This window comes from Massilia sp. Root133 (assembly GCF_001426525.1).
Taxonomy (GTDB): Bacteria; Pseudomonadota; Gammaproteobacteria; order Burkholderiales; family Burkholderiaceae_D; genus Telluria; species Telluria orientalis.
Window position 1 is genome coordinate 1 of record NZ_LMEW01000020.1, and the last position, 24,870, is coordinate 24,870.

General features: G+C 67.0%; 18 protein-coding genes and 1 pseudogene. 5 read left to right on the top strand and 14 right to left on the bottom strand.

The features are described from left to right. Window positions 1-674 precede the first annotated feature (674 nt). Complete coding sequence (locus tag ASD28_RS15710) at window positions 675-2,618, top strand: sigma-54-dependent Fis family transcriptional regulator (RefSeq protein ID WP_056129714.1); 1,944 nt, start codon at window positions 675-677, stop codon at window positions 2,616-2,618. On the opposite strand, the gene ASD28_RS15715 is transcribed toward ASD28_RS15710, so the two are convergent. The 7 genes from ASD28_RS15715 to ASD28_RS15745 all read right to left on the bottom strand — a co-directional run bounded on the left by ASD28_RS15715 (window position 2,615) and on the right by ASD28_RS15745 (window position 11,962). Continuing rightward, window positions 2,615-3,586, bottom strand: coding sequence for an FAD:protein FMN transferase (locus ASD28_RS15715; RefSeq protein ID WP_056129718.1), 972 nt, complete (start codon window positions 3,584-3,586; stop codon window positions 2,615-2,617). The two genes, ASD28_RS15710 and ASD28_RS15715, sit on opposite strands and share 4 nt — an antisense overlap. Next, a complete protein-coding gene (locus ASD28_RS15720) occupies window positions 3,586-5,661 on the bottom strand; it encodes a 4Fe-4S binding protein (RefSeq protein WP_056129722.1) in 2,076 nt (691 codons plus the stop codon). Before ASD28_RS15720 ends, ASD28_RS15715 begins: the two co-directional genes overlap by 1 nt. A 7-nt stretch (window positions 5,662-5,668) precedes the next feature. Continuing rightward, on the bottom strand, window positions 5,669-6,826 hold the full coding sequence (locus ASD28_RS15725; RefSeq protein ID WP_056129726.1) for a porin: 1,158 nt from the start codon (window positions 6,824-6,826) through the stop codon (window positions 5,669-5,671). A 289-nt stretch (window positions 6,827-7,115) separates the two neighbouring features. Continuing rightward, the gene (locus ASD28_RS15730; RefSeq protein ID WP_056129729.1) at window positions 7,116-8,861 is read right to left on the bottom strand and encodes a PQQ-dependent methanol/ethanol family dehydrogenase; all 1,746 of its coding nucleotides are present in this window, start codon (window positions 8,859-8,861) and stop codon (window positions 7,116-7,118) included. A 63-nt stretch (window positions 8,862-8,924) separates the two neighbouring features. Next, complete coding sequence (locus tag ASD28_RS15735; RefSeq protein ID WP_056129732.1) at window positions 8,925-9,305, bottom strand: DUF779 domain-containing protein; 381 nt, start codon at window positions 9,303-9,305, stop codon at window positions 8,925-8,927. A 16-nt stretch (window positions 9,306-9,321) separates the two neighbouring features. Further along, window positions 9,322-10,842, bottom strand: a complete 1,521-nt coding sequence (gene adh / locus ASD28_RS15740; RefSeq protein ID WP_056129734.1) for an aldehyde dehydrogenase — start codon at window positions 10,840-10,842, stop codon at window positions 9,322-9,324. Window positions 10,843-11,020: 178 nt separating this feature from the next. After that, window positions 11,021-11,962 (bottom strand): beta-propeller fold lactonase family protein, encoded by a 942-nt coding sequence (locus ASD28_RS15745; protein WP_056129737.1) that lies wholly within the window; start codon window positions 11,960-11,962, stop codon window positions 11,021-11,023. A 143-nt stretch (window positions 11,963-12,105) separates the two neighbouring features. Between ASD28_RS15745 and ASD28_RS15750 the strand changes: the two genes are divergently transcribed. The 3 genes from ASD28_RS15750 (at window position 12,106) to ASD28_RS15760 (ending at window position 15,208) form a co-directional block, all read left to right on the top strand. Then, window positions 12,106-14,208 (top strand): TonB-dependent receptor, encoded by a 2,103-nt coding sequence (locus ASD28_RS15750; RefSeq protein ID WP_056129738.1) that lies wholly within the window; start codon window positions 12,106-12,108, stop codon window positions 14,206-14,208. A gap of 72 nt (window positions 14,209-14,280) precedes the next feature. Further along, the gene (locus ASD28_RS15755) at window positions 14,281-15,012 is read left to right on the top strand and encodes a class II aldolase/adducin family protein (RefSeq protein WP_229412318.1); all 732 of its coding nucleotides are present in this window, start codon (window positions 14,281-14,283) and stop codon (window positions 15,010-15,012) included. Between the two features lie 10 nt (window positions 15,013-15,022). Then, complete coding sequence (locus ASD28_RS15760; protein ID WP_056129743.1) at window positions 15,023-15,208, top strand: 4-oxalocrotonate tautomerase; 186 nt, start codon at window positions 15,023-15,025, stop codon at window positions 15,206-15,208. On the opposite strand, the gene ASD28_RS15765 is transcribed toward ASD28_RS15760, so the two are convergent. The 7 genes from ASD28_RS15765 to ASD28_RS15795 form a co-directional block, all read right to left on the bottom strand. Beyond that, window positions 15,209-16,039, bottom strand: a complete 831-nt coding sequence (locus ASD28_RS15765) for an ABC transporter substrate-binding protein (protein ID WP_056129746.1) — start codon at window positions 16,037-16,039, stop codon at window positions 15,209-15,211. A 7-nt stretch (window positions 16,040-16,046) separates the two neighbouring features. Next, a complete protein-coding gene (gene pedF / locus ASD28_RS15770; RefSeq protein ID WP_056129748.1) occupies window positions 16,047-16,520 on the bottom strand; it encodes a cytochrome c-550 PedF in 474 nt (157 codons plus the stop codon). Between the two features lie 118 nt (window positions 16,521-16,638). Further along, window positions 16,639-18,123 (bottom strand): DUF3482 domain-containing protein, encoded by a 1,485-nt coding sequence (locus ASD28_RS15775; protein WP_056129751.1) that lies wholly within the window; start codon window positions 18,121-18,123, stop codon window positions 16,639-16,641. After that, the gene (locus ASD28_RS15780; RefSeq protein ID WP_056129754.1) at window positions 18,120-19,586 is read right to left on the bottom strand and encodes a DUF2868 domain-containing protein; all 1,467 of its coding nucleotides are present in this window, start codon (window positions 19,584-19,586) and stop codon (window positions 18,120-18,122) included. Before ASD28_RS15780 ends, ASD28_RS15775 begins: the two co-directional genes overlap by 4 nt. Before the next feature lie 31 nt (window positions 19,587-19,617). Further along, complete coding sequence (locus ASD28_RS15785; protein ID WP_056129756.1) at window positions 19,618-20,724, bottom strand: DUF1624 domain-containing protein; 1,107 nt, start codon at window positions 20,722-20,724, stop codon at window positions 19,618-19,620. 9 nt (window positions 20,725-20,733) lie between these two features. Further along, complete coding sequence (locus ASD28_RS15790) at window positions 20,734-22,794, bottom strand: TonB-dependent siderophore receptor (protein ID WP_082577659.1); 2,061 nt, start codon at window positions 22,792-22,794, stop codon at window positions 20,734-20,736. A gap of 87 nt (window positions 22,795-22,881) precedes the next feature. Further along, window positions 22,882-23,211 (bottom strand): DUF2946 family protein, encoded by a 330-nt coding sequence (locus tag ASD28_RS15795; RefSeq protein ID WP_056129760.1) that lies wholly within the window; start codon window positions 23,209-23,211, stop codon window positions 22,882-22,884. Between the two features lie 194 nt (window positions 23,212-23,405). Between ASD28_RS15795 and ASD28_RS31165 the strand changes: the two are divergent. Further along, window positions 23,406-23,771: pseudogene (locus tag ASD28_RS31165) on the top strand (transposase); the annotation flags it as partial. Between the last annotated feature and the right edge of the window lie 1,099 nt (window positions 23,772-24,870).

Here is a 24,870-nt window from a genome sequence, read left to right on the forward strand (position 1 = left end):
TTTTGCTGCTTTCGCAGCATGTCGCTCACTCAAAATACTGACCGTCACTCATTGCTGAGCAACGTATTTCTTTTGCGTGAACATTTGATAATTTAAGCATTCAGCAGCCACTTGCGTAGCTGCTGGCACTTCATCAAACGCCCACACTTATCGACTGTTTATTGTTAAAGAACTGTATTCGGTACTGCCTTGCTGCGTTTGCGAATCGTTTTGTTCGNGGCACTTCATCAAACGCCCACACTTATCGACTGTTTATTGTTAAAGAACTGTATTCGGTACTGCCTTGCTGCGTTTGCGAATCGTTTTGTTCGTCAGCAGCAGAGAAGTGAGATTATGCCGTGCTTCGCTTAACTCGTCAACCCCTCATCTATTTCCGCAACACACTCGATGTAATCGATCTGACAAGTTTAACGTGTGATTCAGTTAAACTTTTTGTGCGCTGCAGAAGCAGGACGCGAACTATAGCAAACCCGCAGGCACCTGCGCAAGACCTGTTTTGCAGTGCCTAAAAAGCTGGCATCCAGCTTGCTTACTGTATGTTGCATAAAACAAAGCATCGATAAAAAGGAACATATTTACACGCTTGATTGTTCCGTTCCGGTACAGGTGCTACATTTATGAACAGTCGATTCCCAATATAGAGCCGCGGTCCAGGGCCAACCAGGAGACTTGGAATGACTTATCAACACGCAGGCTTGCTCGCCCCCGGCGACGACATGGCAACGATGATCGCGATCTCGCACCGACGTTCCGAACAATTCGGCCTGAGTCCCGATTCGCGGCCCGATTTCACGCCCGCATCCGGCACCGACCTGTCCTATCTGGTCGAACAGAATCGCCTGCTGTACAGCCACGCGGTACCCGCGATGGAAACGCTGTACCAGCAGATCGCCAACACCCACAACATGGTCTTGCTGACGGATGCGCAGGGCGTGATCGTGCATTCGCTGGGCGACGCCGACTTCCTCGAAAAGGCCAACCGCGTCGCGCTGACGGCGGGTGTCGCCTGGTCCGAGGAGAGCAAGGGCACGAACGCGATCGGCACCGCGATCACGGAACGGGTGCCGACGACGATCCACGCGGACCAGCACTTCCTCTCCGCGAACCACTTCCTGACCTGCTCCGCGGCGCCGATCACCGACCACCGCGGCAACGTGGTCGGCGTGCTGGACGTCAGCGGCGACCGGCGCAGCTTTCACAAGCACACGATGGCCCTCGTGCGCATGTCCGCGCTGATGATCGAGAACCAGCTGTTCGCGGCGACGTTCGAAAACGCGATCACCCTGCACTTCCACACGCGCCCCGAATTCATCGGCACGCTGATGGAAGGGATCGCGTCGTTCAGCCCGGGCGGCCGCTTCCTCGCCGCCAACCGCAACGGCCTGTTCCAGCTGGGCCTCTCGTATCCCGCACTGCAGGCCCATACGTTCAGCTCCCTGTTCGGCCTTCCCGTCTCCGCCCTCTACGATCACTACCGCACGGCGGCACCGGGCCTGCTCGACCTGTGCATGCACAACGGCGTGCGCGTGCGCGGCCGGGCGGAACTAAGACTGACGAACGGCGTGCACGTGCTCACCGGCGCGTTCGACGATGCGACGCAGATGGCGCCCATCGCGCAGCCGCCGGCGAAGGCATCGGCGCGGCGGCTGTCCGGCCTGCGCTACCTGAACACGGGCGACCCGCAGCTCGAACAGGTCATCGACAAGGTCAACCGCGTCCTCGGGCGCGACGTGCCGATCATGATCATGGGCGAGACGGGCACCGGCAAGGAATTGCTGGCCCAGGCCATCCACAACGATTCGCCGCGCGCGCAAGGGCCGTTCGTCGCCGTGAACTGCGCGTCGATTCCCGAGACGCTGATCGAATCGGAGCTGTTCGGCTACGAGGACGGCGCGTTCACCGGCGCGCGCAAGAAAGGCGCGGTCGGCAAGATCCTGCAGGCGAACGGCGGCACGCTGTTCCTCGACGAGATCGGCGACATGCCCTACCCGCTGCAGGCCCGCCTGCTGCGCGTGCTGCAGGAACGGATGGTTACCCCGCTCGGCAGCGGCAAGTCGATCCCGGTGAACGTGGAAGTGATCTGTGCGACGAACCACAACCTGCGCCGCCGCATCGCCGAGGGCCTGTTCCGCGAAGACCTGTATTACCGCCTGAACGGCCTCGTGGTGAAACTGCCGCCGCTGCGCGAGCGCACCGATCTCGAAACGGTGGTGAGAAAAATCCTCTCGGCGGAGACGGAAACCGGCGGCACGCACACGATCTCCGACGAGGTGCTGCGGCTGTTCAAGCGCCATAAATGGCCCGGCAACTTCCGCCAGCTGACGAACCTCCTGCGCACCGCGATGATCATGGCCGGCGACGAGGAAGAGATCGGCCTGCGCCACATGCCGGACGACTTCCTGGACGACATCGCGGAGACGCCCGAAGCCGCTCCCGCGAGCGCGCCCGCGGCCCAGCAGATGATCGCGTCCGGCGCCAATCTCGAAGAGATGGAACTGGCCGCGATCCTCAAGTCGCTCGAGGCGAACGGCGGCAACGTGTCGGCGACGGCGCGCGCGCTGGGCGTTTCGCGCAACACCATTTACCGCAAGCTGCCGCATCTGAAGACCTCACCCTAGACGGCCGGGAAGCCGGACGACTTCCAGCGCGCACCGTCCTTGCCGATCGTGAGCAGGTCCACGCCCGGCAGGTGCGCCGCCAGTGCGTGCGCGCGGCGTGCGCCCATCACCATGAACGCGGTCGACAGGCCGTCCGCTTCCAGTCCGGTGGGCGCCAGCACCGTGACGCTGGCCAGCTCCGTCGGCGAATCGCCGCTGGCCGGATCGAAGATGTGGTGGTGGCGCAGGTCCGACGTGAACGCCGACGCATAATCGCCCGACGTGGCGGCGCAGCGTCCGTCCAGTACGAGGCTCGCGGCCACCGCGTCCTCGTTGCGCGGATCGCGAATGCCCAGGTGCCATGGCCGCCCGCCGGTGCGGCCCAGCGCACCGTATTCGCCCGTGTCGACGAGCGCGTGGCGGATGCCGTGCCGGCGCAGCGCGGCCAGCGCGAGGTCCGTCGCATAGCCTTGCGCGAGGCCGTTCAGCGTGATCGCCATCCCCTTCCGTGCCAGCACGACGCGTTCCGGCCCCGCCTGCACCTGCGTCCAGCCGACAAGGCGTTGCGCGCGCATGCGCTCGGACTCGGGCGGCACGCCGTGCGCCGAGTCGAACGCGCGCCACAGCGGCTGCACCGTGATGTCGAAGGCGCCCTGCGTCAGGCGCGACAGCGTGCGCGCATGCTCCAGCACCGTCAGCAGGTGCGGATCGGGGCCGTGCAGCACCTTGTCGCGGTTCAGCCGGAACACCTGGCTGGGCGGCTGGTGGAGGCTCATCAACGCATCCACGCGGCGCGCCTCGCCCAATGCGGCGGCGATGGCCTGCTGCGCCGCTTCCGGGTCCGCATGGCGCACGGCGACGCTGATCGTCGTTCCGAATGCCAGCGCGGCGCCGCTGTGCAGCGGCAGCTCGTCGGCTGCGGCCGCGTCGGCCACCGCGGCGCCGGCCATGCCGCCCAGGGTGGCGGCGATGAAGGTCCTTCTGTGCATCATGCTCTCCTGTCGATGGTGTCCGGGGCCGGGACGATCGGGATCGTCCGGCTGCGCTTCCGTTCCAAGATCCGCGGCGCGCACTGTTCGTCGCTTGCGTGGATAACGACACATTCCATACATTGAAAACACTCCTCGTAGTCGACCTTCCCGCTCGGGACGATCGCGTTGTAGCCGCAGCGGTGGCGGCACGTCTGGCACGGCGTACCGCATTCGGCGCGGCGCGGGATCCAGTCGAGCAGGCGCACGCGGCCCAGCAGCGCGAGCGCCGCGCCGAGCGGACAGAGATAGCGGCAGAACGCCTTGTTGACGACCATGGCGACGAGCAGCAGGCCGGCGGCGTACACGACGAACGGCCAGGCGCGCACGAAATTCAGCGTGATCGCGGTCTTGAACGGTTCCAGTTCGACGAGCCGGTCGGCCTGCGCCGGCGCCCATACGGCCGCCAGCAGGATCGCCGCCAGCACGCCGTACTTCACCCGCTTCAGGCGCGCATCCAGCACGCGCCGCACGGCGACCTGCGGCAGCCGCAGCGCCTGTCCCGCGAGACCCGCGAATTCCTGCAGCGCGCCGAAGGGACACAGCCAGCCGCAGAACGTGCCGCGCCCCCAGATGAACAGGGAGACGAGCACGAACGCCCACAGCGCCACGGTCAGCGGATCGAACAGCAGGTAATCCAGGCCCCGCCCCGCGCGCAGCGCCTGCACGATGCCGGTGAGATTGACGATGGACAGCTGCGCCTGCGCCGCATAGCCGATGAAGCCGATGGTGAACAGCAGCCACGCGCGGCGCAGCCAGGCGAAGCGGCGCGCGTGCGCCACCAGCCGGCGCTGCTGCCACAGCGCGGCCGCGAGCAGCGCCAGCGCCACGCCCAGCACGATCAACTCCACGCGGCGCGCCTTCCAGCTGGCCTGCCACGCCGGCGCGGCGCGCTCCGGCGCAATGTAGTACGCCTCCGGCAGGCGGTACGAGAACGCGATCTCGCGCGTAATCCGCTCGGGATACACGATCCCCTTGCTGCGCGTGACGGGCAGCGCGAAATCGAGCGCGCGCGCCGGATCCAGGCCTGCCTGCGCGATGACGCGCAGCAGCAGCATCTCGTCGGCCGGCAGGTGCACGCCGTCGGCCAGCCGCGGTTCGAGATCGAGGTCGCGCATCTCCACCGGCAGGCGGTCCTGGCGCAGCACGATGCCGCGCGGGACGCTGCCGCGCACGAAGTCCGCGCCGGTGAGCGTGTGCGGACCGGCCGTCAGCACGAGCAGCGCGTGGTCGCCCGGTTCCAGCCTGCCCTGCAGGCGGGTCCACGTGCGCGGCGCCAGCAGGTTGCGGCCGACGGCCGGCACCGAGGCCCACGCGACCCACAGGTCGATGAAGACGTCGTCGGGTTGCGCGAGCGCCTCCGCATCCAGTCCGGCGCCGCTACTCCCCGCGAACAGCCGCTCGACGTCGCCCCGGCGCACGCGGACATGCTGCACGAGGCCCGCATCGAGCATCTCCTGCAGCAACAACGGCGCGAAGACATCCATGCGGATACGGCCGATGCGGCCCGGATCGCGCCCCTGCGCAAAACCGAGCTTGGCGCGCGCCACCTTCAGCGCGGCCGACAGGACGCTCTGGTTGATGATGCGGACGGACGCCGTCGCCTTCGACACGCCGTCCAGGCTGCCCTTCCCGCCGCCGACCGTGATGCCCTGCCCCAGCGACCGCCCGCGGTACTGCTGCAGGAACTCGCGCAGCGGCGCTTCCCCGAGACCTTCCAGGAACACGGGTTCGTGCTGCGACAGCACCGCGACGTCGAGGAAGGTGCCTTTCGGGTCGATGACGACGAGGAGGTTCGGCGGCACGCCGGCGAAGCCCGGCACCGGCGCCAGGTCGGCCGATTCGAACGCGTAGCCGACCAGTTCCGTCACCGTGCCGTTCTGCTTGAACAGCGGCCAGGCCGGGATGTCGGCCGATTTTTCGCCGACGACCAGCGGCGCCGGGAAGCGCCGCGCCAGCTCCGCCTGCGTCAGCGTGCCGGCGTGCGCCGCGGCGCAAAGCAGGAGCCAGCAGATGAGAAGGCGGAGCGGGTTCATGGCCGCATCAGAAGAAGATGATGCCGCCGACGGAACCGCCGTTCATGCGCGCGGTGGCGCCGCCGAAGCCCTTCGAGCGGGTCTGCCCCACCTCGGCCACCAGCGTGATCGCGCTGTTCAGCGCATAGTAGGCGCCGGCCGTCAGGTTGGCGTTCGACTTCAGGCCGCCCGTGCCGACGGTGTTGTCGTCATTGGCGCTGCGGCCCCACGACAGGCCCAGTTTGAGGGCATCGGTCGTCTTGAACGTGCCCTGCACGAGGAAGTTCTTGGAGCGCACATCGCCCTGGTCGGCGTCGGACAGGATGCCCAGCGCGCGGCCCGTCTGCGCGTTGACGAGCAGGCCGGCGGCGCCCAGCTGGTACGATGCGCCGGCTTCGAAGCCGTTCATCGTGAGGTCGCTCGCGCCCGGCGTCTGCGTTTCGAAGCGTTGGGTCTTGGCACCGAGCCAGGCCTTGAAACCGTCCTGCGCGAACGAGAGGCGCGCCTGCACCTGCGGGCTCGAACGGGTGGAGTAACGCGGACCGGCGATGACCGGCGTGTCGGACACGGGACTCATCACGCCGAAGTCGAAGCCGATGCCCGCGTCGTTTTTCGGCGTGCTGTAGACGATCTGGCCATACGTGCCCAGGTAGCTGTAGCCGGCACCGATGTGGCCCAGCGTCACGCGGCCGCGCTGCGTGGCCTGCACCGGCGCGCCGGCGCCGACGAGGGTCATGTCGTTCAGGATCGCGTTGGCGCCGAAGATGCCGTAGTCGCGGCCCAGCCTGAAGGTGCCGAGGTCCGCACGGCCGAACGTGAAGAAGGCCTGGCGCACGTCGACCGTGCTGTTTTGCGCGATCGCGCTGTCCGTCGCCGTGGCGACGTAGATGCCGATCTTGGCGGTGACGTCGAAGCCGCCCTGCGTCGACGACACCGAGGTCACGAGACCGCTGGGCAGCAGGCCGTTGCCGATGGTGGTGCGGTGATCCTCGCCGCCGCAGCCGAGCGCGCGGCCGCCCAGCGCCAGCCCGCCGACGGCGTCGCCGCTGCACGAGACGCCCGTGTAATAAGCGTTGACGATGCCGCCGACGTTGACCGTCCAGTCGCCGGCCTTCAGGTCGACCGCGGAAGCCTGCGTGCAGGCGCCGATCGAGGCCATGACGGCCAATGCGTGAACCTTCTTCATTTGTCTCCTCGCTTTCTTGTTTGTAGTGGGATACATCGTTTGAGATGTACCGACAGTGATGGCAAGTTGCGTGCCCGGTCGCTCACCGGAGGAAAAGCGAAGAAACAGCGTATTTTTCTGTGGCGAATCGGATCAGGTGTTGCAGTTTTGACCGTCCGCACATCAAAACGAACTAAACGATATAAATAAAAAAAAACCGCGGCCGAAGCCGCGGCAAAACAGGGTCTTGACGCCGGCCGCCGCCGCAGCCGATGCATAACCCTCCCTGACCACTTACCTGGTGTTCAAATCAGATTTTCGAAGCGAGCTTGAAGACCCAGACCGAGCCGCCCTGCTCCAGGAAATTCACCTTCTTCGCAACCTCGCCGCCCCACAGCGGCACGGCACCGCCCCAGCCGGAGACGACGGCCACGTATTGCACGCCGCCGTCTTCCCACGTCACCGGCGGCGCGACGACGCCGGAACCGGTCTGGAACTTCCACAGTTCCTTGCCCGACTTCGCGTCGACCGCCTTCAGGAAGCCTTCGGGCGTGCCGTAGAACACGAGGCCGCCGGCCGTCGTCATCACGCCGCCCCACAGCGGTGCCGTGTTCTTGTTCTCCCAGACGATCTTGCCCGTCTTGGGATCCACCGCGCGCAGCGCGCCGATGTAGTCGTCGTTCAGCGGCCTGATCGTGAAGCCGGCGCCGAGGTAGGCACCACCCTTCTTGTACGTGATCGGTTCATTCCAGATCTCCATGCCCCACTCGTTGGCGGGCACGTAGAACAGGCCTGTCTGCGGGCTGTACGCCATCGGCATCTGGTTCTTCGCGCCGAGGAAGGCCGGCGCGGCGAACACGGTCGAACCCTTCTTGCCGTCGCCCTTCGTCGGATCGCTGGGGCGGTTGGCGGCGATGAAGTTCGGGCGGCCCGTCTTGAGGTCGATGCCGCTCGCCCACGTGATCTTGTTCACGAACGGGAACGCATTCTGCAGCTGGCCCGACTTCGCATCGATCACGTAGAAGAAACCGTTGCGGTCGGCCTTGCCGCCGTAGCGCTTGCCGTTCATGTCGAACGTGACGAACTCGTTGGCGCCGTCGAAATCCCACGAATCGTTCGGCGTGCTCTGGTAGGCCCACTTGATCTGGCCGGTCGTCGGATCGAGCGCGAGCGTCGACGACGAATACAGGTTGTCGCCAGGGCGCAGGTGGCTGTTCCACGGTGCCGGGTTGCCGGTGCCGATGTACGCGAGGCCCGTGGCCGGGTCGTACGTGCCGCCCATCCAGGTCGACGCGCCGCCCGTCTTCCACAGTTCGCCCGGCCAGCTCTTGTTGACGGTGCCGGTGACGCCCGCATCGAGCGCCTTGCCGTCCTTGTCGTACTTGTAGCCCATATGGCCTTCGACGGTCGGGCGCGACCACAGCAGCTCGCCCGTCAGCGGATTGCGGCCTTCCACGCGGCCCACGATGCCGAATTCACCGCCCGAGACACCGGTGATCAGGACACCCTTGGCGATCAGCGGCGCGGCCGTCATGGAGTAGCCGGCCGCATAGTCGTCGACCTTTTCCTTCCACACGACCTTGCCGGTGTTCTGGTCGAGGGCGACCAGTTGCGCATCCAGCGTGCCGAAGATGACGAGGTTGCCGTACACGGCGGCGCCGCGGTTGACGACGTCGCAGCACGGCATGATCGCTTCCGGCAGGCGGTGCTCATACTTCCACAGTTTATTCCCCGTCTTCAGGTCGATCGCATAGATGCGCGAATACGACGCGGTGACGAACATCTTGCCGTTGGCGATGATGGGCTGCGACTCCTGCCCGCGCTGTTTCTCGCCGCCGAACGAGAACGACCATGCCGGGACCAGTTGGCCGACGGTCTTGGTGTTGATCTGGGTGAGCGTCGAAAAACGCTGGCCTTGGGTACCCATGCCGAAGGACAGCACATTCTTCGTGTCCTTGGCCGCGTTCTCGATCATCGCGTTGGTGATGTCGGCCGCCTGGGCGATGAACGCCAGCGGGGCGAGTCCTGCGAGCAGGATGGTCATTCTCGTCTTCATGCTTGTCTCCTTTGTTGTCGTTGTAGGCACTACGCGTGGGCCGGGGGCCCACGCTACTGATGTTCAAGGTCCTGGCGCCTGCGCGCGCAGCTGGCCGTTTTCCTCGTCCGTGAACAGGCGCGAGCGCGTGAGGAAGCGCCGGCCCGTGCCGTTATCGAGCGAGAACATGCCGCCGTTGCCGTCCACCACATCGATGATCAACTGGGTGTGTTCCCAATAACCGAACTGCTCCAGCCCGATGTAGAACGGCGCGCCGTCCAGGTTGCCCAGGTAGACGTCCGTGTCGGACAGGTCGAACTCCCCGGCGGCGTAGCACATCGGCGTGCTGCCGTCGCAGCAGCCGCCGGACTGGAAAAACATCAGCGGCCCGTGGCGCCGCCGCAGCTCGCCGATGAAGGCCAGCGCGGCGGGAGTCGCCAGGACGCGTTCGATATTGGCTGTCATGGCGCCTCTCTGCCAGTTAAAAGAAGCCCAGCGCTTTCGGGCTGTAGCTCACCAGCAGATTCTTGGTCTGCTGGTAGTGGTCGAGCATCATCTTGTGATTCTCGCGGCCGATGCCCGACTGCTTGTAGCCGCCGAATGCGGCGTGTGCCGGGTACAGGTGATAGCAGTTGGTCCACACGCGGCCCGCCTGGATCGCGCGCCCGACGCGGAAGGCGCGGCTGCCGTCGCGCGTCCACAGGCCGGCGCCCAGGCCGTACAGCGTGTCGTTGGCGATGCGCAGCGCGTCCGCCTCGTCCTTGAACGTCGTCACCGAGACGACCGGGCCGAAGATCTCTTCCTGGAAGATGCGCATGCTGTTGTCGCCCTTGAACACGGTCGGACGCACGTAGTAGCCGCCGGACAGGTCGCCGTCATGCTTGGCCTGCTCGCCGCCGGCCAGCACCTGCGCGCCTTCCTGGCGGCCGATGTCGAGGTAGGACAGGATCTTTTCCAGCTGTTCCTTCGACGCCTGGGCGCCGATCATCGTGCCCTCGTCGAGCGGGTTGCCGGCCTTGATTTGCGCCACGCGCGCCAGCGCGCGCTCGATGAATTTCTCGTAGATCGATTCCTGGATCAGCACGCGCGACGGGCAGGTGCACACCTCGCCCTGGTTCAGCGCGAACATCGCGAAGCCTTCCAGGCATTTGTCGAAGAAGTCGTCGTCCGCGTCCATCACGTCGGCGAAGAAGATGTTGGGCGACTTGCCGCCCAGTTCCAGGGTCACCGGGATCAGGTTCTGCGCGGCGTACTGCATGATCAGGCGGCCGGTGCCCGTCTCGCCCGTGAAGGCGATCTTGGCGATGCGCTTGCTCGACGCCAGCGGCTTGCCCGCTTCCAGGCCGAAGCCGTTGACGATGTTCAGCACGCCCGCCGGCAGCAGGTCGGCGATCAGCTCGACCAGCACCATGATCGAAGCCGGGGTCTGCTCGGCCGGTTTCAGCACGACGCAGTTGCCGGCGGCGAGGGCCGGGGCGAGCTTCCACACGGCCATCAGGATCGGGAAGTTCCACGGGATGATCTGCCCGACGACGCCCAGCGGCTCATGGAAGTGGTAGGCGTAGGTCTGGTCGTCGATGGTCGAGATGGCGCCTTCCTGCGTGCGGATGCAGCTCGCGAAATAGCGGAAGTGGTCGATCGCCAGCGGGATGTCGGCCGCCATCGTTTCGCGGATCGGCTTGCCGTTGTCGATGGTCTCGGCGGTCGCGATCAGGCGCAGGTTCTGCTCCATGCGGTCGGCGATGCGGTTCAGGATGTTGGCGCGTTCGGCCGGCGACGTCTTCGCCCAGGCGTCCTTGGCGGCGTGGGCGGCGTCCAGCGCCAGGTCCACGTCTTCGGCCGTCGAACGCGCCACTTCGCAGAACGGCTGGCCGCTGATCGGCGTGACGTTGGCGAAGTACTCGCCCTTGACCGGCGCGACGAATTTGCCGCCGATGAAGTTGTCGTAGCGTTGGCGGAACGGATTGGCGACGCCGAGTTTGCTGATGTCTGCGAGATTCATGTCATCCTCTTTCGTTGTGAGTTGGGTGGCCGAATCAGTGGCCATTGCGGGCACTGGTGTTTGCTCGGTACATCCCTTCTTTCGCAAACCCCGTGCCAGCCCGCTTTCCCCTGTTTTTGCCGTGTTGGACCGCCTGGCGCCGGCTGTTTCTGGTACAGGTGTCCCAAACTTGAACAGGTCAGCGGATCACCACGCCCCACGGCAGCTGGCCCACGGCGATGTCGCCCGTCTTGCTGCCCGCGGCCGTGTCGATCACGGACACGCTGTCCGAGCGCCCGTTCGCCACGTACAGCCGGCTGCCGTCCGGCGTCAGCGCCATGTTCCACGGCCGCTTGCCGACGGCGATGGTGGCGTCCACCGCATTGCGCGCGGCGTCGATGCGCATCACGCTGCCGTCCGCGCCGTTGGACACGAATACCGTCTTCCCGTCGGGCGACACGACGATCCCGGCCGGGTTCTTCCCCGCCGGGATCGTGGCGATGCTGCGGCGCTTGTCGATGTCCAGCACGTACACCGCGCCCGCGAGTTCGCACGCGACGTAGGCACGCGTGCCGTCCGGCGAGAAACCGATGCCGCGCGGGCGCAGGCCCACCGCGATCGAACCGACCTGGCGGCGCGCGGCCACGTCGATCACGTCGACCTGCTCCGCGTTCTCGGCCGAGACGAGCAGCCAGCGACCGTCCGGGCTGAACACGGCGTGCTCGGGATTCTTGCCCTGGACGGGGATGTCGGCGACGAGCTTGCGCGCGGCCGCGTCGACGAGCGCCACGCTGTTGGAATCCTCGACGGCGACGGCGACCCAGCGGCCGTCGTGCGACGCGTTCACGCCCTCGGGCGAGCTGCCGAGCGGGATCGTGGCCAAGGTCGCGCCGCTGGCGGCATCCAGCACGAGCAGCGCGCTGCCGGCAGCGTCCGTGACGTACAAATGGTTGCCCGCCGGATCGGCCGCGATGCCGCGCGGACGCTTGCCGGCTGCGATCTGGCGCACGGCCGCGCCGGTGGCCGTATCGATCACGCTGACGCTGCCGGATTTTTCGTTGGGGACGTAGGCGAAGGGGGCGGCCTGAGCGGCGCCGAAACTGCAGGCCAGCAGGACGATGAGGGAACGAAGACGTGACATGATGGTCCTTTGAGTGTGGTCGGTACTCTCAGGACTGCAAGCGCCATGCCATGCGGGCAGCACGTTTCCGGGCTGGCAGGTATATTGCATGCGCTCATGGTCAGCGCCCGGATGACAAGGGCGACCATTCGACAGGAGACAAGATGAATCACCGTTTGAATTTCGTGGCGGCGCTGTTCGCCGCCGCCCCCCTGGCCGCCGCCGCCGCACCCGATGCGCCGATGAGCGTGGTCGTCGTCAGCGCCACGCGCGCCGAGCACACGAGCTTCGACCTGCCGGCCGCCATCGACGTCGTCGACGCGGACCGCATCGGCGCGGCCCAGCCGCGCGTCAACGCATCCGAGGCGCTGGCCACGGTGCCGGGGCTCGTCGTGCAGAACCGCCAGAACTATGCGCAAGACCTGCAGATCTCCTCGCGCGGCTTCGGCGCCCGGTCCGCGTTCGGCGTGCGCGGCGTGCGCCTCGTCGCGGACGGCATCCCGGCCACCATGCCGGACGGCCAGGGCCAGGCCGCGACGTTCAACCTCGACATGGCCGAGCGCATCGAAGTCCTGCGCGGCCCGTTCTCCACCTTGTACGGCAACCACGCCGGCGGCGTGATACAACTGTTCACCCGTGATCCACGCGGCGCACCCTATATCGAAACGAATGTCTCGGCAGGCAGCGACGGCATGCGCAAGCTTGATGTCAACACGGGCGGCAAGCAGGGCGCCTTCGGCTGGCTGCTGGACGGCTCGCGCTTCGAGACGGACGGCTACCGCGCCCACAGCGCCGCCACGCGCGACCAGGCCTATGCGAAGCTGACCTTCGACATGTCCGCGACCGGCAAGCTGACGGTGACCGCCAGCGGCCTGCGCCAGGACGACACGCAGGACCCGCTGGGCGTCACCTGGGCCACGTTCCAGCGCGATCCGCGTGCCGGCGAGATCGATGCGACGGACCCGCAAACGCCCAAGCGCACCCTGGCCGACCGCTACGACACCCGTAAAAGCATCCACCACACGCAGGTCGGCCTCGCGTGGGACGAGAAGTTCGGCCAGGACCGCCTGCACGTCGCGGTCTATGGCGGCAACCGCAGCGTGATCCAGTACCAGTCGTTCTCGAAGGCGTTCCAGGCACCGGCCAGCCATTCCGGCGGCGTCGTCGACTTCGACCGCGATTTCTACGGTTTCGATGCGAACTGGCTGATGGTGCGCCCGCTCGGCGACGGTACGCTCCGCACGACCGTCGGCCTGGAAGCCGGTAAATCGAACGACGCGCGCAAGGGGTACGAGAACTACGTCGGCACCACGTTCGGCGTGAAGGGCAACCTGCGCCGCGACGAGGAAGACGACGTGCGCAACGTCGATCCTTACCTGCAGCTGGAATGGGAGCGCGGGCAATGGGTGTTCACGGGCGGCCTGCGCCACAGCCGCGTGAGCTTCGACGTGGACGACCACTATCTGGCCAACGGCAACGACGGCGGCAGCGTCGACTACCGCCACACGACGCCGCTGCTCGGCGCGCTGTACAAGGTGACGCCCACGCTGAACGTCTACGCGAGCGCGGCGCGCGGCTTCGAGACGCCCACGCTCAACGAAGTGTTCTACTCGGGCACGGGCAACGGCTTCAACTACCGCCTCGGCGCGGCCACGAGCACGCAGCTGGAGCTTGGGGCCAAGGCCCTGGTCGGCCAGGACGTGCGCGTCAACGCGGCCGTCTTCCAGGTCCGCACGCACGACGAGCTGGTCGTCGACAGTTCCAGCGGCGGCCGCACCAGCTACCGCAACGCGAGCGCCACCCTGCGCCAGGGCCTGGAGCTGTCGCTCGACGCCGACCTGCGCGCGGGCTTCTCCGCCCGCGTGGCCGCCACGGTGCTGCGTGCGATCTACGACGAGGCGTTCACCGGCGTCGCCGAAGGGAACCGCCTGCCGGGCGTGCCGAGAACGAGCCTGTTCGGCGAGCTGGCGTGGAAGGATGCGGACGGCCACCTGCAGGCGGCGCTGGAAACCATCGCCAGCGGCAAGGTCAATCCGGACGATGCCAACGCGGCGACGCCGGCACCGGGCTATGCGATCGTCAACGCGCGCGTGCAGGCCAGCCAACCGCTGGGCGCGTGGCGCGTGCGCGAGTATGCCCGCGTGAACAACGTGTTCGACCGTACGTACGTCGGCTCTGTCATCGTCGGCGACAGCAACAAGCGGTATTACGAGCCGGCGCCGGGCCGCAACTGGGTGCTGGGCGCGAGCGTCCAGTACCAGTTCTGAATACGCGAGACGCATAGCATTCATGCACGCCGGCATATGACCGGAGTGCGCGTTGCCTGTTACGCTCGCGTGATGGACAAACTCTCGGAATGGCAAACACGCGTCGACCTCGCCGCGTGCTACCGGTTATGCGCGCTGTACGGCTGGGCCGACGGCATCTACACCCACATCTCGGCCGCCGTGCCCGGCGAGCCGGGTCACTACCTGATCAACGCGTTCGGCCTGTGCTTCGATGAAGTGACGGCGTCGAACCTCGTCAAGGTCGACAGCGCCGGCAATGTGGTCGGCGCACTTCCCGCCCCCGTCAACCAGTCGGGCTTCCGCCTGCACGCGGCCGTGCACAAGGCGCGGCCGGATGCCGCCTGCGTCATGCATCTGCATAACGTGGCCGGCATCGCCGTCGGCATGCAGCAGGACGGCCTGCTGCCGCTGTCGCCGTACGCGCTGCGCTTTCATGGCGAGCTCGCGTACCACGACTACGAAGGCATCGCGATGACGCTTGACGAGCAGGCGCGCCTCGTCGACAACCTGGGCCACCGCCCCGCCATGCTGCTGCGGAATCACGGCAGCCTGACCGTGGGCCGTACCATCCCGGAAGCGTTCGTCCTGATGGAAACCCTGGACCGCGCCTGCGAGGCGCAGTTGCGCGCGCAGGCCGCCGGCGTGCCGCTCGTGCAACCGCCCGCTGCCATGTGCGCGACGGCCCATGCCCAGCTCGTGGGCGACGGTTCGCCCGAAGGCGCGCTCGAATGGCCGTCGCTGCTGCGCCGCCTGGACGTCGCCAATCCCCAATACCGTACCTGAAGGAGCCCCTATGCCGACCATTAACGTTCAACTGTTCGAAGGCCGTACGCCGGAACAAAAACGCGCCTTCGTGAAAGCCGTCACGGAAGCCACCGTCAGGACGCTGGAATGCTCGCCCGACTCCGTGGACATCCTGATTCACGAAGTCAAGCGCGAGCACTGGGCCACGGGCGGCAAGCTGTGGTCCGACGAATGATCACGGCCTGACGGCCTGCACTCCGTACTTGGCGAAGAGCGTCTTCAGTTCGCCGCTGGCCGCCAGGTCGTTCAGCGCGGCCTGAAGCTGGCGCGCGAGGGCGACGTTATCCTTCTTTACCGCCATGCCGACCGCCCAGCCGCCGCGCGGCAGGCGGTCGAACGGCACGTCCTGCAACGGGAACGCGGGATCGCCCTTCATCACCGACTCGATCTGGGCGCGCGTGGCCAGCACGGCGTCCAGGCTACCCGCCTTCAGCTGTTCCAGCGCCTCGATCGCGGTCGGGTAGATGTGCACCTGCTCGCGGAAGCGTCCCCCGCCCTCGCCCAGCATGACCATGCCGGAGATCGACACCTTCTCGACGCCGATGCGCTTGCCCGCCAGCGCCTCCACGCCGTCGAACTGCGGAATCGCCTGCGCGCTGCGCACGAGCCGCACGGTCTCGACGTAGTACGGCGCGAAGATCTCGACCTGCGGATTCGCGTTCATCAGCATGCGGTCGACCGGCACGTGCAGCATGACGTCGGCCGGGCCGTAGCCGAGGTAGTGGCCCTTCCACACCATGTTGCGCAGGTCGTCGCCGAGCTCGTCGCCGGCATCGAACGGCAACAGCGCCAGCTTCAGCCCGAGCTTGCCGGCCAGCGCGGCGCCCAGGTCGGCGTCGATGCCCTGGCCGTGGTTGGAGAACGGCGCCAGATCGTTGTAGACGGCCACCTTGAGGGTGCCTGCCGTGCGCAGCACGGGTGTGTCGTCGGCGAAGGCGACACCGGTACTCAGCAGGAGGCCCGCCGCGAGCAGCCGGCGGCGCGATGGCGAAGTCGGGGTCGACATCACGGCCTCAGTCGGCGGCGCGGCGGGATTCGAGGTAGGTCTTGATGGCCCACATCGCTTCCTGGTTGAACACGCCTTCGAACGGCGGCATGTAGACGGCCCCGTTGCGCACCTTGCCGTGGCGGATGCTGGTCAGGAAGTAGTTGTCGATCTCCTTGTAGCAGGCATCCTTCTTCTTCTCGTTCTTGATGCCGGTGCAGTCGCGATCGAGCAGGCGCAGGTCGGGCGCGATCCCACCCGACACCGCTTCCAGCCCGTGGCAGCGGGCGCAGTTCTGCCCGTAGGCCGACGCGCCGATCTTCAGCGCCAGCTTGTTGGTGCGGTACGGATTCTCTTCGCGCCATTTGTCGCCCAGGGCGGGCAGGCCCGTCGTGTCGACGGCTTGCGGAACCACGTTGCCGTGCGCGTTGGCCCAGAGCGAGGTGAGTGCGGCGGCGGCAACGGCGACTGCGCCGGCGGCGATGCGGAATTTGTGCTTCATGGTGATGTCTCCTGTAGGTTTATCGGTCTATCCCTACATGAGCAATCGGCGTGCCATGCTTCATACGCCCTGGATGGCGGCGTTCGCGGCCCGCGCCTGTCCCAATTTGCAACAGGTGTCACATGTCCGCGCGTGCCAGCGCGCGTGCCGCCGCCTCCGGATAAAGGTGTTCGAGCGTCTCCGCCATCACGCGTCCCAGCAGCGCGTGGACGGGCGCCGCGGCCGCCGCATCATCGGGCGCCACGCGCACGGCCTTCCACAACGGCGCCAGTTCCGCCTCGTGCGCGGCGATGCTGCGTTCGACCTCGGCCTGCCAGAACGGCGGCGCCTCCCCTTCGACGAAGTTGCCGCGTCCGCGCCCGAAATGGGCGACCGCCAGGTAGCGCAGCACGCTGCCGACGAGGAGCGTGCGCAGGAACGGATCCGCGAACTGCACGGTCGGCCGGTCGCGGTCCGTCGTGGTATTGAAACCCCAGGCCGCGCCGGCCATCGTGAGCGCGCCGACGATCGCGCCGAGCAGCGCGCCGCCGCCCAGCGTGAGGCCGCCGGCCATCAGGTCGGCCGAGAGGCCCGTCGCGGCGCCGGAAACGACGGCACCGAGCAGCCCCGCCTGCGCCTTGTCGATGGGCGCGCGCACGGCGAAGTTCTCGCGCACGCGGGCATTGATGCGGCCCGCGTCGCCCGGGTCGAGCCGGTGCAGGCGCAGCAGCCCGACCGTCGTGTCGCCGATGCGCCGCTCCAGCCGCTCGACGAGGCCCGCCATCGCCGCATCCTGGCGCTTCTGTTCGTCCTTGCCGAGACCGACGGCCTTCAGCGCCGACTTGAACAGGTTCGCCTTGCCCTCCTGCTCGATGGACTGGCTGTCGCGCGCGGCGCCGGCCAGCATCTGGGCGCCGAGGGCCACGGCCTCGCGGAAGCGCTGCACGTTGTTTGCCTGCCACGCGGCGAGCAGCCGCGCATAGCCGTCGCGCTTGGATTCGTCGATCAGCTTGCCGACGCGCTCGTAGAACACGTCTTCGTGCACCCAGCAGCGCGCGAACGCATCCAGCGCGAGCACGTCGCGCACGATCGTGAACTGGCCGAGGTGCGCTTTCCAGCGCGCCTGCTCCGCCTGTTCCTGCTCGTCCGGCCGCGGTGGCCCCAGCTGGTTGAGCAGCACGACGACCGGCTTGCCGAGCCATTCGAGGATGCGCATCTCGGCCGGCAGGTAGCCGGCGTCGCGCGGATCCTCGGACGAATTCACGAGGTACAGCACGACGTCGGCCGCGTCCTTCGCCGCACGCAGCGCCTGTTGGCTGAGCCAGAACGGCCGGTCGCGGTAGCGGTCGAATACCTCGCGCATGAACCAGCCGATCGGATTGCCGGCCTGCGCGAGGCGCTTGAGCAGCCGGACGGAATCGCCAAAGCCGGGTGTGTCCCACAACAGCAGGCGATCGCCCGCGCCGCTGGCCTGCAAGGTATGCGCTTCGGCGAACACGGTCACGTGGGCGGCGTCGCGCACCTCGCCCACGTCCATGCCCACCAGGGTGCGCGCGAGGGTCGTCTTGCCGTTGTTCGTGTGCGAGACGAGCGCGAACTGGATGTCGACGGATTGCGCGCTCATGCGCCCCCCGACACCGGAAGGCCGCTGCCGAGATCGAGCGGATGGCGCTCCGGATGCAGCAGGTCGACGACGGTCCCCTGGATATGGTGATACTGGCAGAACTGGTGCCACAACGCGACGCGCTCGACGAGGCGGGCGTCGACGGCGCCGCGCTCCACGAGGCCCGATTCGTCGAGCAGCACGGCGATGCCGCGCGGCGTGTTGCGCGCCAGGTACTCGAGAAACGCGCCGTGGTTTTCCCGTTCCGGCGTGGCGGCGAGGTTGAACAGGACGGCCGTGATGGCGACGTCGGCATCGTCGAGGCGCGCATCGCGGAGCAGCTCCTTCGGCTCCTCGCCGTACGGGCACGATGGGCGCAGCATCAACTGCGCCTGTTCGCCGAGCACCATCGCCGCGACGGCAGCGAGGCCTTTATGACGCGGCTCGTCGACGGTGAAGCTGTACGGGATCACGCGCAGCACGGCCGGACCCGACGCACCCACGCGGTCGGCCAGCAGCCGGTAATACGGCTGGCCCAGGTCGAGCGGAAAGCGGTGCGCGAGGCGGCGCGCGCGCAGCCCGGACACGAGCGCCAGCACGAGGCGCGGCAGCACGACGAGCAGGAACAGCGTCGCCGCATACAGGTGCACCCAGCGTGCGCCGCCCGCGGGCGACGGCTCCTGCACGAAGCGCAGTGCCTGGATGTCGGCCAGGGTGAAACCCTGCAGCGGGAACACGGCCAGCGCCGGTGCGAACAGGACCGACAGCAGCGTGTGCACCTGCTGGGCATCGAGGAACGTGCTCTCCCACCCGGCCGCGTATTGCGTCAGCACGCCACGCGCGTACAGCGACGCGATCGCACCGAGCGCGAACGCGGCGGCCGCGAGGTGGATGGTGCGGCCGAGGCGCAAATGCGTGAGCTTGGCCGTCAGCGCCGACCAGTCCGCGAAGTATTGGGCGATGCCGGCGGCGAGCGGCGCCGGCAGCTTGCGCGGCAGCGCGGCCTTGCCGACGGACAGGCGCCGCAGCAGTTGCGGGCTCGCCCAGCCGGTGCGCTTCGACGGCACGAGCGCCCACACGATCAGCGCGAGATAGACCAGCAGGTTCCACGCGAGGATCGCGAGCAGCGGGGCCGACAGCAGGTCGACGCGATGCGGATTGCCGATGCGGTCCAGTCCCGCGCCAGCCGCGAAGCCGACGATGGGCAGCAGCACGGCCAGCATGGGCAGCAGGCTGCGCCGCTGGCGGAACGCGGCAAACGCGGGCGTGCGCTCGGCCAGCCGCTTGAGGATGAGTTCCGCGCGCTGGCCGAGGAAATGGTCGAGCCGCGGCTCGCTCTTGCCTTCGGCCGCCTGCCAGTGCGCCAGCTCGCGCGCGCTGCGGCTGGCGTAGACGCGGTCGTCTTCGGTCAGTATCTCGCGCTTCGTGTCGGCGGTTTCGATGGCGCGCATCAGGACGACATCGCGTGCGGTCCGCTCGTTCATGGGCTCCTCTCTGGATGAATTGACAAGCTTATCAGAAATACTTCACCCATCGTTTCCCGCTCGTGCGCTTGTATCCGCCGAACAGCCGCGTCGGCAGATACAGGACGACAGCCAGCAGCGCGGCGAGCGCCCACACCTGCCAGACGTGCGCCACGTCCGCGCGCGGCACGCCCAGCACGGCGGCGGCGAGCTTCTGCAGCGCCAGCAGCGCATACAGGTGCAGCAGGTAGTAGAACAGCGGCGCCCCGCCGAACACCGCCGCCGCGCGGGTCGGCGCCGCATCCACGCGCTCGATCCACGCGAGCACGATGGCGCCCACGCCGAGCGTCAACAGGAGAAAGTCGAGCGACGGTGGATACTTCGTGAAGTTGAGGAAGGCCATCGTGGCGCGCACGGGGTCCGCTTGCGGCGTCCACGGCACGGGCTCGCCGTACACGTTCGCGCTGCGCAGGACGATGAGCGACGCGAGACAGGCGATGCCGACGCCGGTCAGCCAGCGCGTGCGCAGCGCGGGCGCGGCCGCCCTGGCATACAAGGGGCCGCACGCATAGCCCAGCAGGATCACGCCGATCCAGGCCAGCACGGGATAGCTGACCTTGACGCGGACCGGGTCCAGCGCGAGGAAGCCGCGCTGTTCGAGGATCGTCCACGCCGCCGGGGGCAGCGCCCCGTGTTCCAGCGCATTGTGCCCGCCCACGATGATGAGACCCAGCACGCCGAGCAGCGCGAGCGGCAGGCGGTGCAGCAGCGCCAGCGCGAGCATGGCGAGGCCGATGGCCCAGATCACCTGCAGGTACATGGTGGACAGCGGCGTCCCCGACCAGGCGGCATTCACGACCGTCGCCTCGAGCGCGAGCAGCAACAGGCCGCGCTTGACGAGGAACCCCGTCGCGCTGCGCGGGCCGCTGGGCGGATGCGCATACAGCCAGGCCGACAGGCCGGTCAGGAATACGAACATCGGCGCGCAGAAATGCGCGGCCAGGCGGGTGAAGAACAGCGCGGGCGGCGTCGCGCCCACGTCCATCGGATCGCCGACCTGGTGCTGAAGATAGAACGTCTCGCGCACGTGGTCGACCGTCATCAGGAGCATGACGAGGCCGCGCATCACGTCGATCGAGACAATACGTTGGGTGCTCATGACCGTTCCTCAGTAGCGGTAAGACAGGGTCGCCGTCGCCGTGCGCGTGCTGCCCGGCGCGACCCACAACAGCCGGCTGTACGAACTGGCGTAGTAGCGGCGGTCGAACAGGTTGTCGACGTCCAGCGCGATGCGCCAGCGTTTGTCCGGCGCATACGCCGCCATGAGGCGGGCCGTCGTGTAGCCGGGCAGCGTGAAGCCGCTGGACGCCGCCACGTCGCCGCAACGCTCGCCCACGTACGCGAGTCCGGCACCGGCCGACGCGCGCGCATCACCCGCGACGAGCAGCACGTTGGCGCTGTGGCGCGGCACGTTGGGAACACGGTTGCCGGTACGGACAGTGTTGTCGCCGTGGGTCACGCGCGCGTCCGTGTACGCGTACGACGCCGACAGCTTCAGGTTGCGCCGCAGCCGTCCCGACACGTCCAGTTCCACGCCCCGGCTCGCGACCTCGCCCGCGGGAATCGCGTAGTCCGGGTTCACGGGATTCGTCGTCAGGACGTTCTTCTTGCGGATCCGATAGAGCGCGAGGGTACCCGCCAGCCCGCCCGGCATGTCGAGCTTCGCGCCCATCTCGTCGGCGCGGCTCTCTTCCGCGGGGAATGCCTGGTTGTCGATCCCGATGCCGCTGTTCGGGCGAAACCCGCGCGCGGTGCTCGCGTACAGCGCGACCGTGGCAGTCGGCTGGTAGACCAGTCCCGCGCGTGGGCTGGTGGCGCCGAGACGCTGGTGGTTGACGGCCGCCGTGCGGTGGTTGATCACGGTCTGGCGGTACCGGTCATGGCGCACGCCGACGAGCGCTTTCCAGCGTGCCGTCAGGTCCAGCTGGTCCTGCACATAGAGCCCCGTGGCGCGCTGGAGTTCGCGCGTATCGATCGACACGGCGAGCGGCGCGGACGTGCCGCCGTACACGGGGTCGAAGATGTCGAGCGCATACGGATTCGCGGCCGACGGGTTGCGGCGCAGCTGCACGCGCCGGTCATCGAAGCGGTAGGTGTCGGCGCCGACCAGCACGGCGTGGTTTGCGAGCCTGCCCAGCAGTTCCACGCGGGCGGAACGGTCGATGGCCGCGAAGTCGCGATGCCGCCGCTGGCGGCGCAGCGTCCGGCCACCCGCCGCGAGGTCGCTGGCTTCCGTCGAGTACCCGGCCAGCGCACTGTCGCGATAGGATGCGCCGCCCTGCACCGACCAGCCTTCGCCCAGCGCGTGCTGGACGAACAGCTGCTGTCCCACCGACTGCACGATGACCGGACCGTCGGCAGGCTCGCCGAGGAAACGCGAGACGGGCAACCGGCCCGGGACCGCGACGACGCCGCGGTCGAACGGCGTGCGCTGCCGCGTCGCTTCGATCTCGTACGACACCGTCGTGCCGTCGCCCGCCTGCCAGAGAATGGACGGCGCCACGTAGGTGCGTTCCGTGTGCACGACGTCGCGGAAGCTGCCGCCCGCCTGGTGCGCCAGGTTGAACCGGTACGCGACGTTGTCCGACAACGGCCCGGTCAGGTCGGCGGCGACGCGCCGCGTGCCATGGCTCGCCAGCGCGGCGTCGATGCCGTATTGCGGCGCGAAGCGCGGCTTTTTCGTCACGATGTTGACCGTGCCGCCCGGCTCGCCGCGGCCGTACAGCGCCGATGCCGGTCCCTTCAGAATCTCGATGGACTGGGTGCCGGCGACGTCGCGCAGGCCGTTGTAGCCGCGGCTCGAGCTGAAGCCGTTGACCATGTAGTCCGACCCGAAGTTCGGGTCGCCTGTGAAGCCGCGCATCGCGTAGCTGTCCCACAGGCCGCCCAGGTCGCTCTGGCGGGCGATGCCGCTGGCCAGTTCCAGCGCGCCGGCCAGGTTGGTGACGCCCGCATCCCGCAGCAGGTCGGCCTCCAGCGTCCGGGTACTCTGCGGCAGGTCGAGCGGTTGCGCATCGGTTTTCGTGGCGCCGGCCACGGTGAGGGCATGATAGGTAGTGCGCTGGCCGGTGACGAGTACGGTGCCGGCCGGTGGTTCGGCCATGGCGTGGAAAGACAGCGTACCGGCGAGCAGCGGCGCGCACCGCAGATGGGTGTACTTGATCTTCATGTTTTCAAATCCTGTTCAGCGCATAACGCGCAACGCCGCCAGGGCGCAGGCGCCATGGCGGTACGATGCATCGATTGGAGGAACTGATCAGGCTTGGGGTGGGCCGCGTGGCTGGTAGACGTGGACCGGCTGCGGACGGATGCCGGTGCGAATCGGGTCGACCGGGCCCTCGTCGGCCAGCGCGAGCGGCACGAAGACATGCACCGAGGGCGGCGCCGCGAATGCCAGCTGGGCGCCGTCGAGGCACAACGCGCAGAGATCGCGCAGCGCCGGCTTGCCGTCGGCGCCCCGCTCCACCTGCGCAGCCGCTTGCGGGCTGCCAGCCTCCGCGACGTGCGCCGCCGCATGCTGCAACGACATCTGCTGCGTGATGAGCAGCAGGAGCGACAGCAGTACGTGGACGAAGGAGCGCGACATTCGGCGTAATGGAAAGACAACAGTTGCGCATTGTAGCGGAATGCTTGACTTTCCATCTGGTGGAAACCTCATTCTGGAATCATGGGAACCAAGACGTACACGATCGGAAAATTGGCGGCTCGATCTCATTGGCGCGCTGCGCGAAGCGGCGTCGGCCTCGGCGCGATCGGCCGGCGATCCGGCGCCCTGTGCTGGCCAACGCGGAGTTCAATGTCCTGTTCGACGACGGCACGGTTTATGAGGCCGCCTGCTGGGCGCACGCGCGACGGAAGTTCTTCGACCTCCACGAAGCCAGGCCGTCCGCGTTGACGGCCGAAGCACCGCGCCGGATCGCGAAACTGTATGTGATCGAAGCCGAGATCCGCGGCAAGCCGCCGCACGAATGACTGCTGGTTCGGCAAGCCAGGGCGACACCGCTGCTCGATGACCTGCAGCACCGGCTGTGCGCCGCGCTCAAGAAGCTTGCGCGCAAATCCGATACCTCGGCCGCGATCACGTACGCCCTGAACCTATGGCCGGCCCTGTTACGCTACTGCGACGACGGCGGCATCGAGATCGACATCCCATCAACCGTGTCGATGAGTTTCTACCTTGGCGGTGCGTCGGGCAGTTTTAGGAACTATGGCGCGGGCTTCCTACTCAAACGAGGGAGTGCTACGGAGACGCAATATGAACAATATGAACAAATGCCTGTCATTGCTGCGCGTCACAAAGGATTATGTGGCGTACTGCATTTCCAGATCGATGCTCTGCTTCGCACTTTTGGGCACTTCGACCTCCGTCGTTGCACAGCAGACTATAGTAGAGCGTTGCGTTTCGGGCGGCGGAGTGACAACCGAACAATGCAATTGCACCGATGAGTTCGGCCGTGCCGCAACACGTGAGTGCCGGCAGTTAGTTTCTGACCAGACAGGATCCCCCACGGGGCGGAATGGCGTATGTGGAGTTGTGTGCGATCAGTGCCAGTGTGCTAGTAGTTCGCCGCCTGTCAACTGGCCACAAGTGCCACGAAGCAAATCTAACGCGAACGAAATTAAGATTTGTGTCACGGAATTTGAAGGCGATTGTCCCCCGGATACTACATGGCGACCGTGTGAAATAGATAGTCACGAAGGGGCGCCGGCGGTAGGTGATCGATTGTGCCGCGCACGAGGCATGGCGGGAGCGTCTACGTATAAGTTCGCTGAACAAAATCTACACAAATGCGGGTTAACCGTATGGAGAGCAGTTTGTAGGTAGGCGCCATGCCGGTACTGCATTGACTAATTGTCAATTTTATTTGAAGAGGACGTCAAGAATTGCGGCGTTGTGATACCCGCGCACGAAGTGGTCCGGCACACTGAGACAAGTAGGATCGTTCGATATCATCAGGCAATGGGCAGAGGCTTGCGTCTGTACGGTCTGAACCGACGCTTACTGCAGAGCCGTGCTGAAAGGCGATGCGCCCGCGGCGGACGAGATGCGCGCCTGACGCTGGCTCATCGAAGCAGCGCACGCTGCTGCGCTAAAACGCCGATGAAAAGCAAAAAGCCCGCTCAGTGCATACTGAGCGGGCTTTTCTAATAACTAGCCTGACGATAACCTACTTTCACACTGGTTGCAGCACTATCATCGGCGCAGAGTCTTTTCACGGTCCTGTTCGGGATGGGAAGGGGTGGT

Bases quoted from the DNA above. Each gene is read 5' to 3' on its own strand.
- ASD28_RS15710 (WP_056129714.1), top strand. From the start codon at position 675: ATGACTTATCAACACGCAGGCTTGCTCGCCCCCGGCGACGACATGGCA.
- pedF (WP_056129748.1), bottom strand. From the start codon at position 16,520: ATGAAGCACAAATTCCGCATCGCCGCCGGCGCAGTCGCCGTTGCCGCC.
- ASD28_RS15745 (WP_056129737.1), bottom strand. From the start codon at position 11,962: ATGTCACGTCTTCGTTCCCTCATCGTCCTGCTGGCCTGCAGTTTCGGC.
- ASD28_RS15795 (WP_056129760.1), bottom strand. From the start codon at position 23,211: ATGTCGCGCTCCTTCGTCCACGTACTGCTGTCGCTCCTGCTGCTCATC.
- ASD28_RS15765 (WP_056129746.1), bottom strand. From the start codon at position 16,039: ATGTCGACCCCGACTTCGCCATCGCGCCGCCGGCTGCTCGCGGCGGGC.
- ASD28_RS15720 (WP_056129722.1), bottom strand. From the start codon at position 5,661: ATGAACCCGCTCCGCCTTCTCATCTGCTGGCTCCTGCTTTGCGCCGCG.
- adh (WP_056129734.1), bottom strand. From the start codon at position 10,842: ATGAATCTCGCAGACATCAGCAAACTCGGCGTCGCCAATCCGTTCCGC.
- ASD28_RS15730 (WP_056129729.1), bottom strand. From the start codon at position 8,861: ATGAAGACGAGAATGACCATCCTGCTCGCAGGACTCGCCCCGCTGGCG.
- ASD28_RS15780 (WP_056129754.1), bottom strand. From the start codon at position 19,586: ATGAACGAGCGGACCGCACGCGATGTCGTCCTGATGCGCGCCATCGAA.
- ASD28_RS15715 (WP_056129718.1), bottom strand. From the start codon at position 3,586: ATGCACAGAAGGACCTTCATCGCCGCCACCCTGGGCGGCATGGCCGGC.
- ASD28_RS15750 (WP_056129738.1), top strand. From the start codon at position 12,106: ATGAATCACCGTTTGAATTTCGTGGCGGCGCTGTTCGCCGCCGCCCCC.
- ASD28_RS15790 (WP_082577659.1), bottom strand. From the start codon at position 22,794: ATGAAGATCAAGTACACCCATCTGCGGTGCGCGCCGCTGCTCGCCGGT.
- ASD28_RS15735 (WP_056129732.1), bottom strand. From the start codon at position 9,305: ATGACAGCCAATATCGAACGCGTCCTGGCGACTCCCGCCGCGCTGGCC.
- ASD28_RS15775 (WP_056129751.1), bottom strand. From the start codon at position 18,123: ATGAGCGCGCAATCCGTCGACATCCAGTTCGCGCTCGTCTCGCACACG.
- ASD28_RS15755 (WP_229412318.1), top strand. From the start codon at position 14,281: ATGGACAAACTCTCGGAATGGCAAACACGCGTCGACCTCGCCGCGTGC.
- ASD28_RS15725 (WP_056129726.1), bottom strand. From the start codon at position 6,826: ATGAAGAAGGTTCACGCATTGGCCGTCATGGCCTCGATCGGCGCCTGC.
- ASD28_RS15785 (WP_056129756.1), bottom strand. From the start codon at position 20,724: ATGAGCACCCAACGTATTGTCTCGATCGACGTGATGCGCGGCCTCGTC.
- ASD28_RS15760 (WP_056129743.1), top strand. From the start codon at position 15,023: ATGCCGACCATTAACGTTCAACTGTTCGAAGGCCGTACGCCGGAACAA.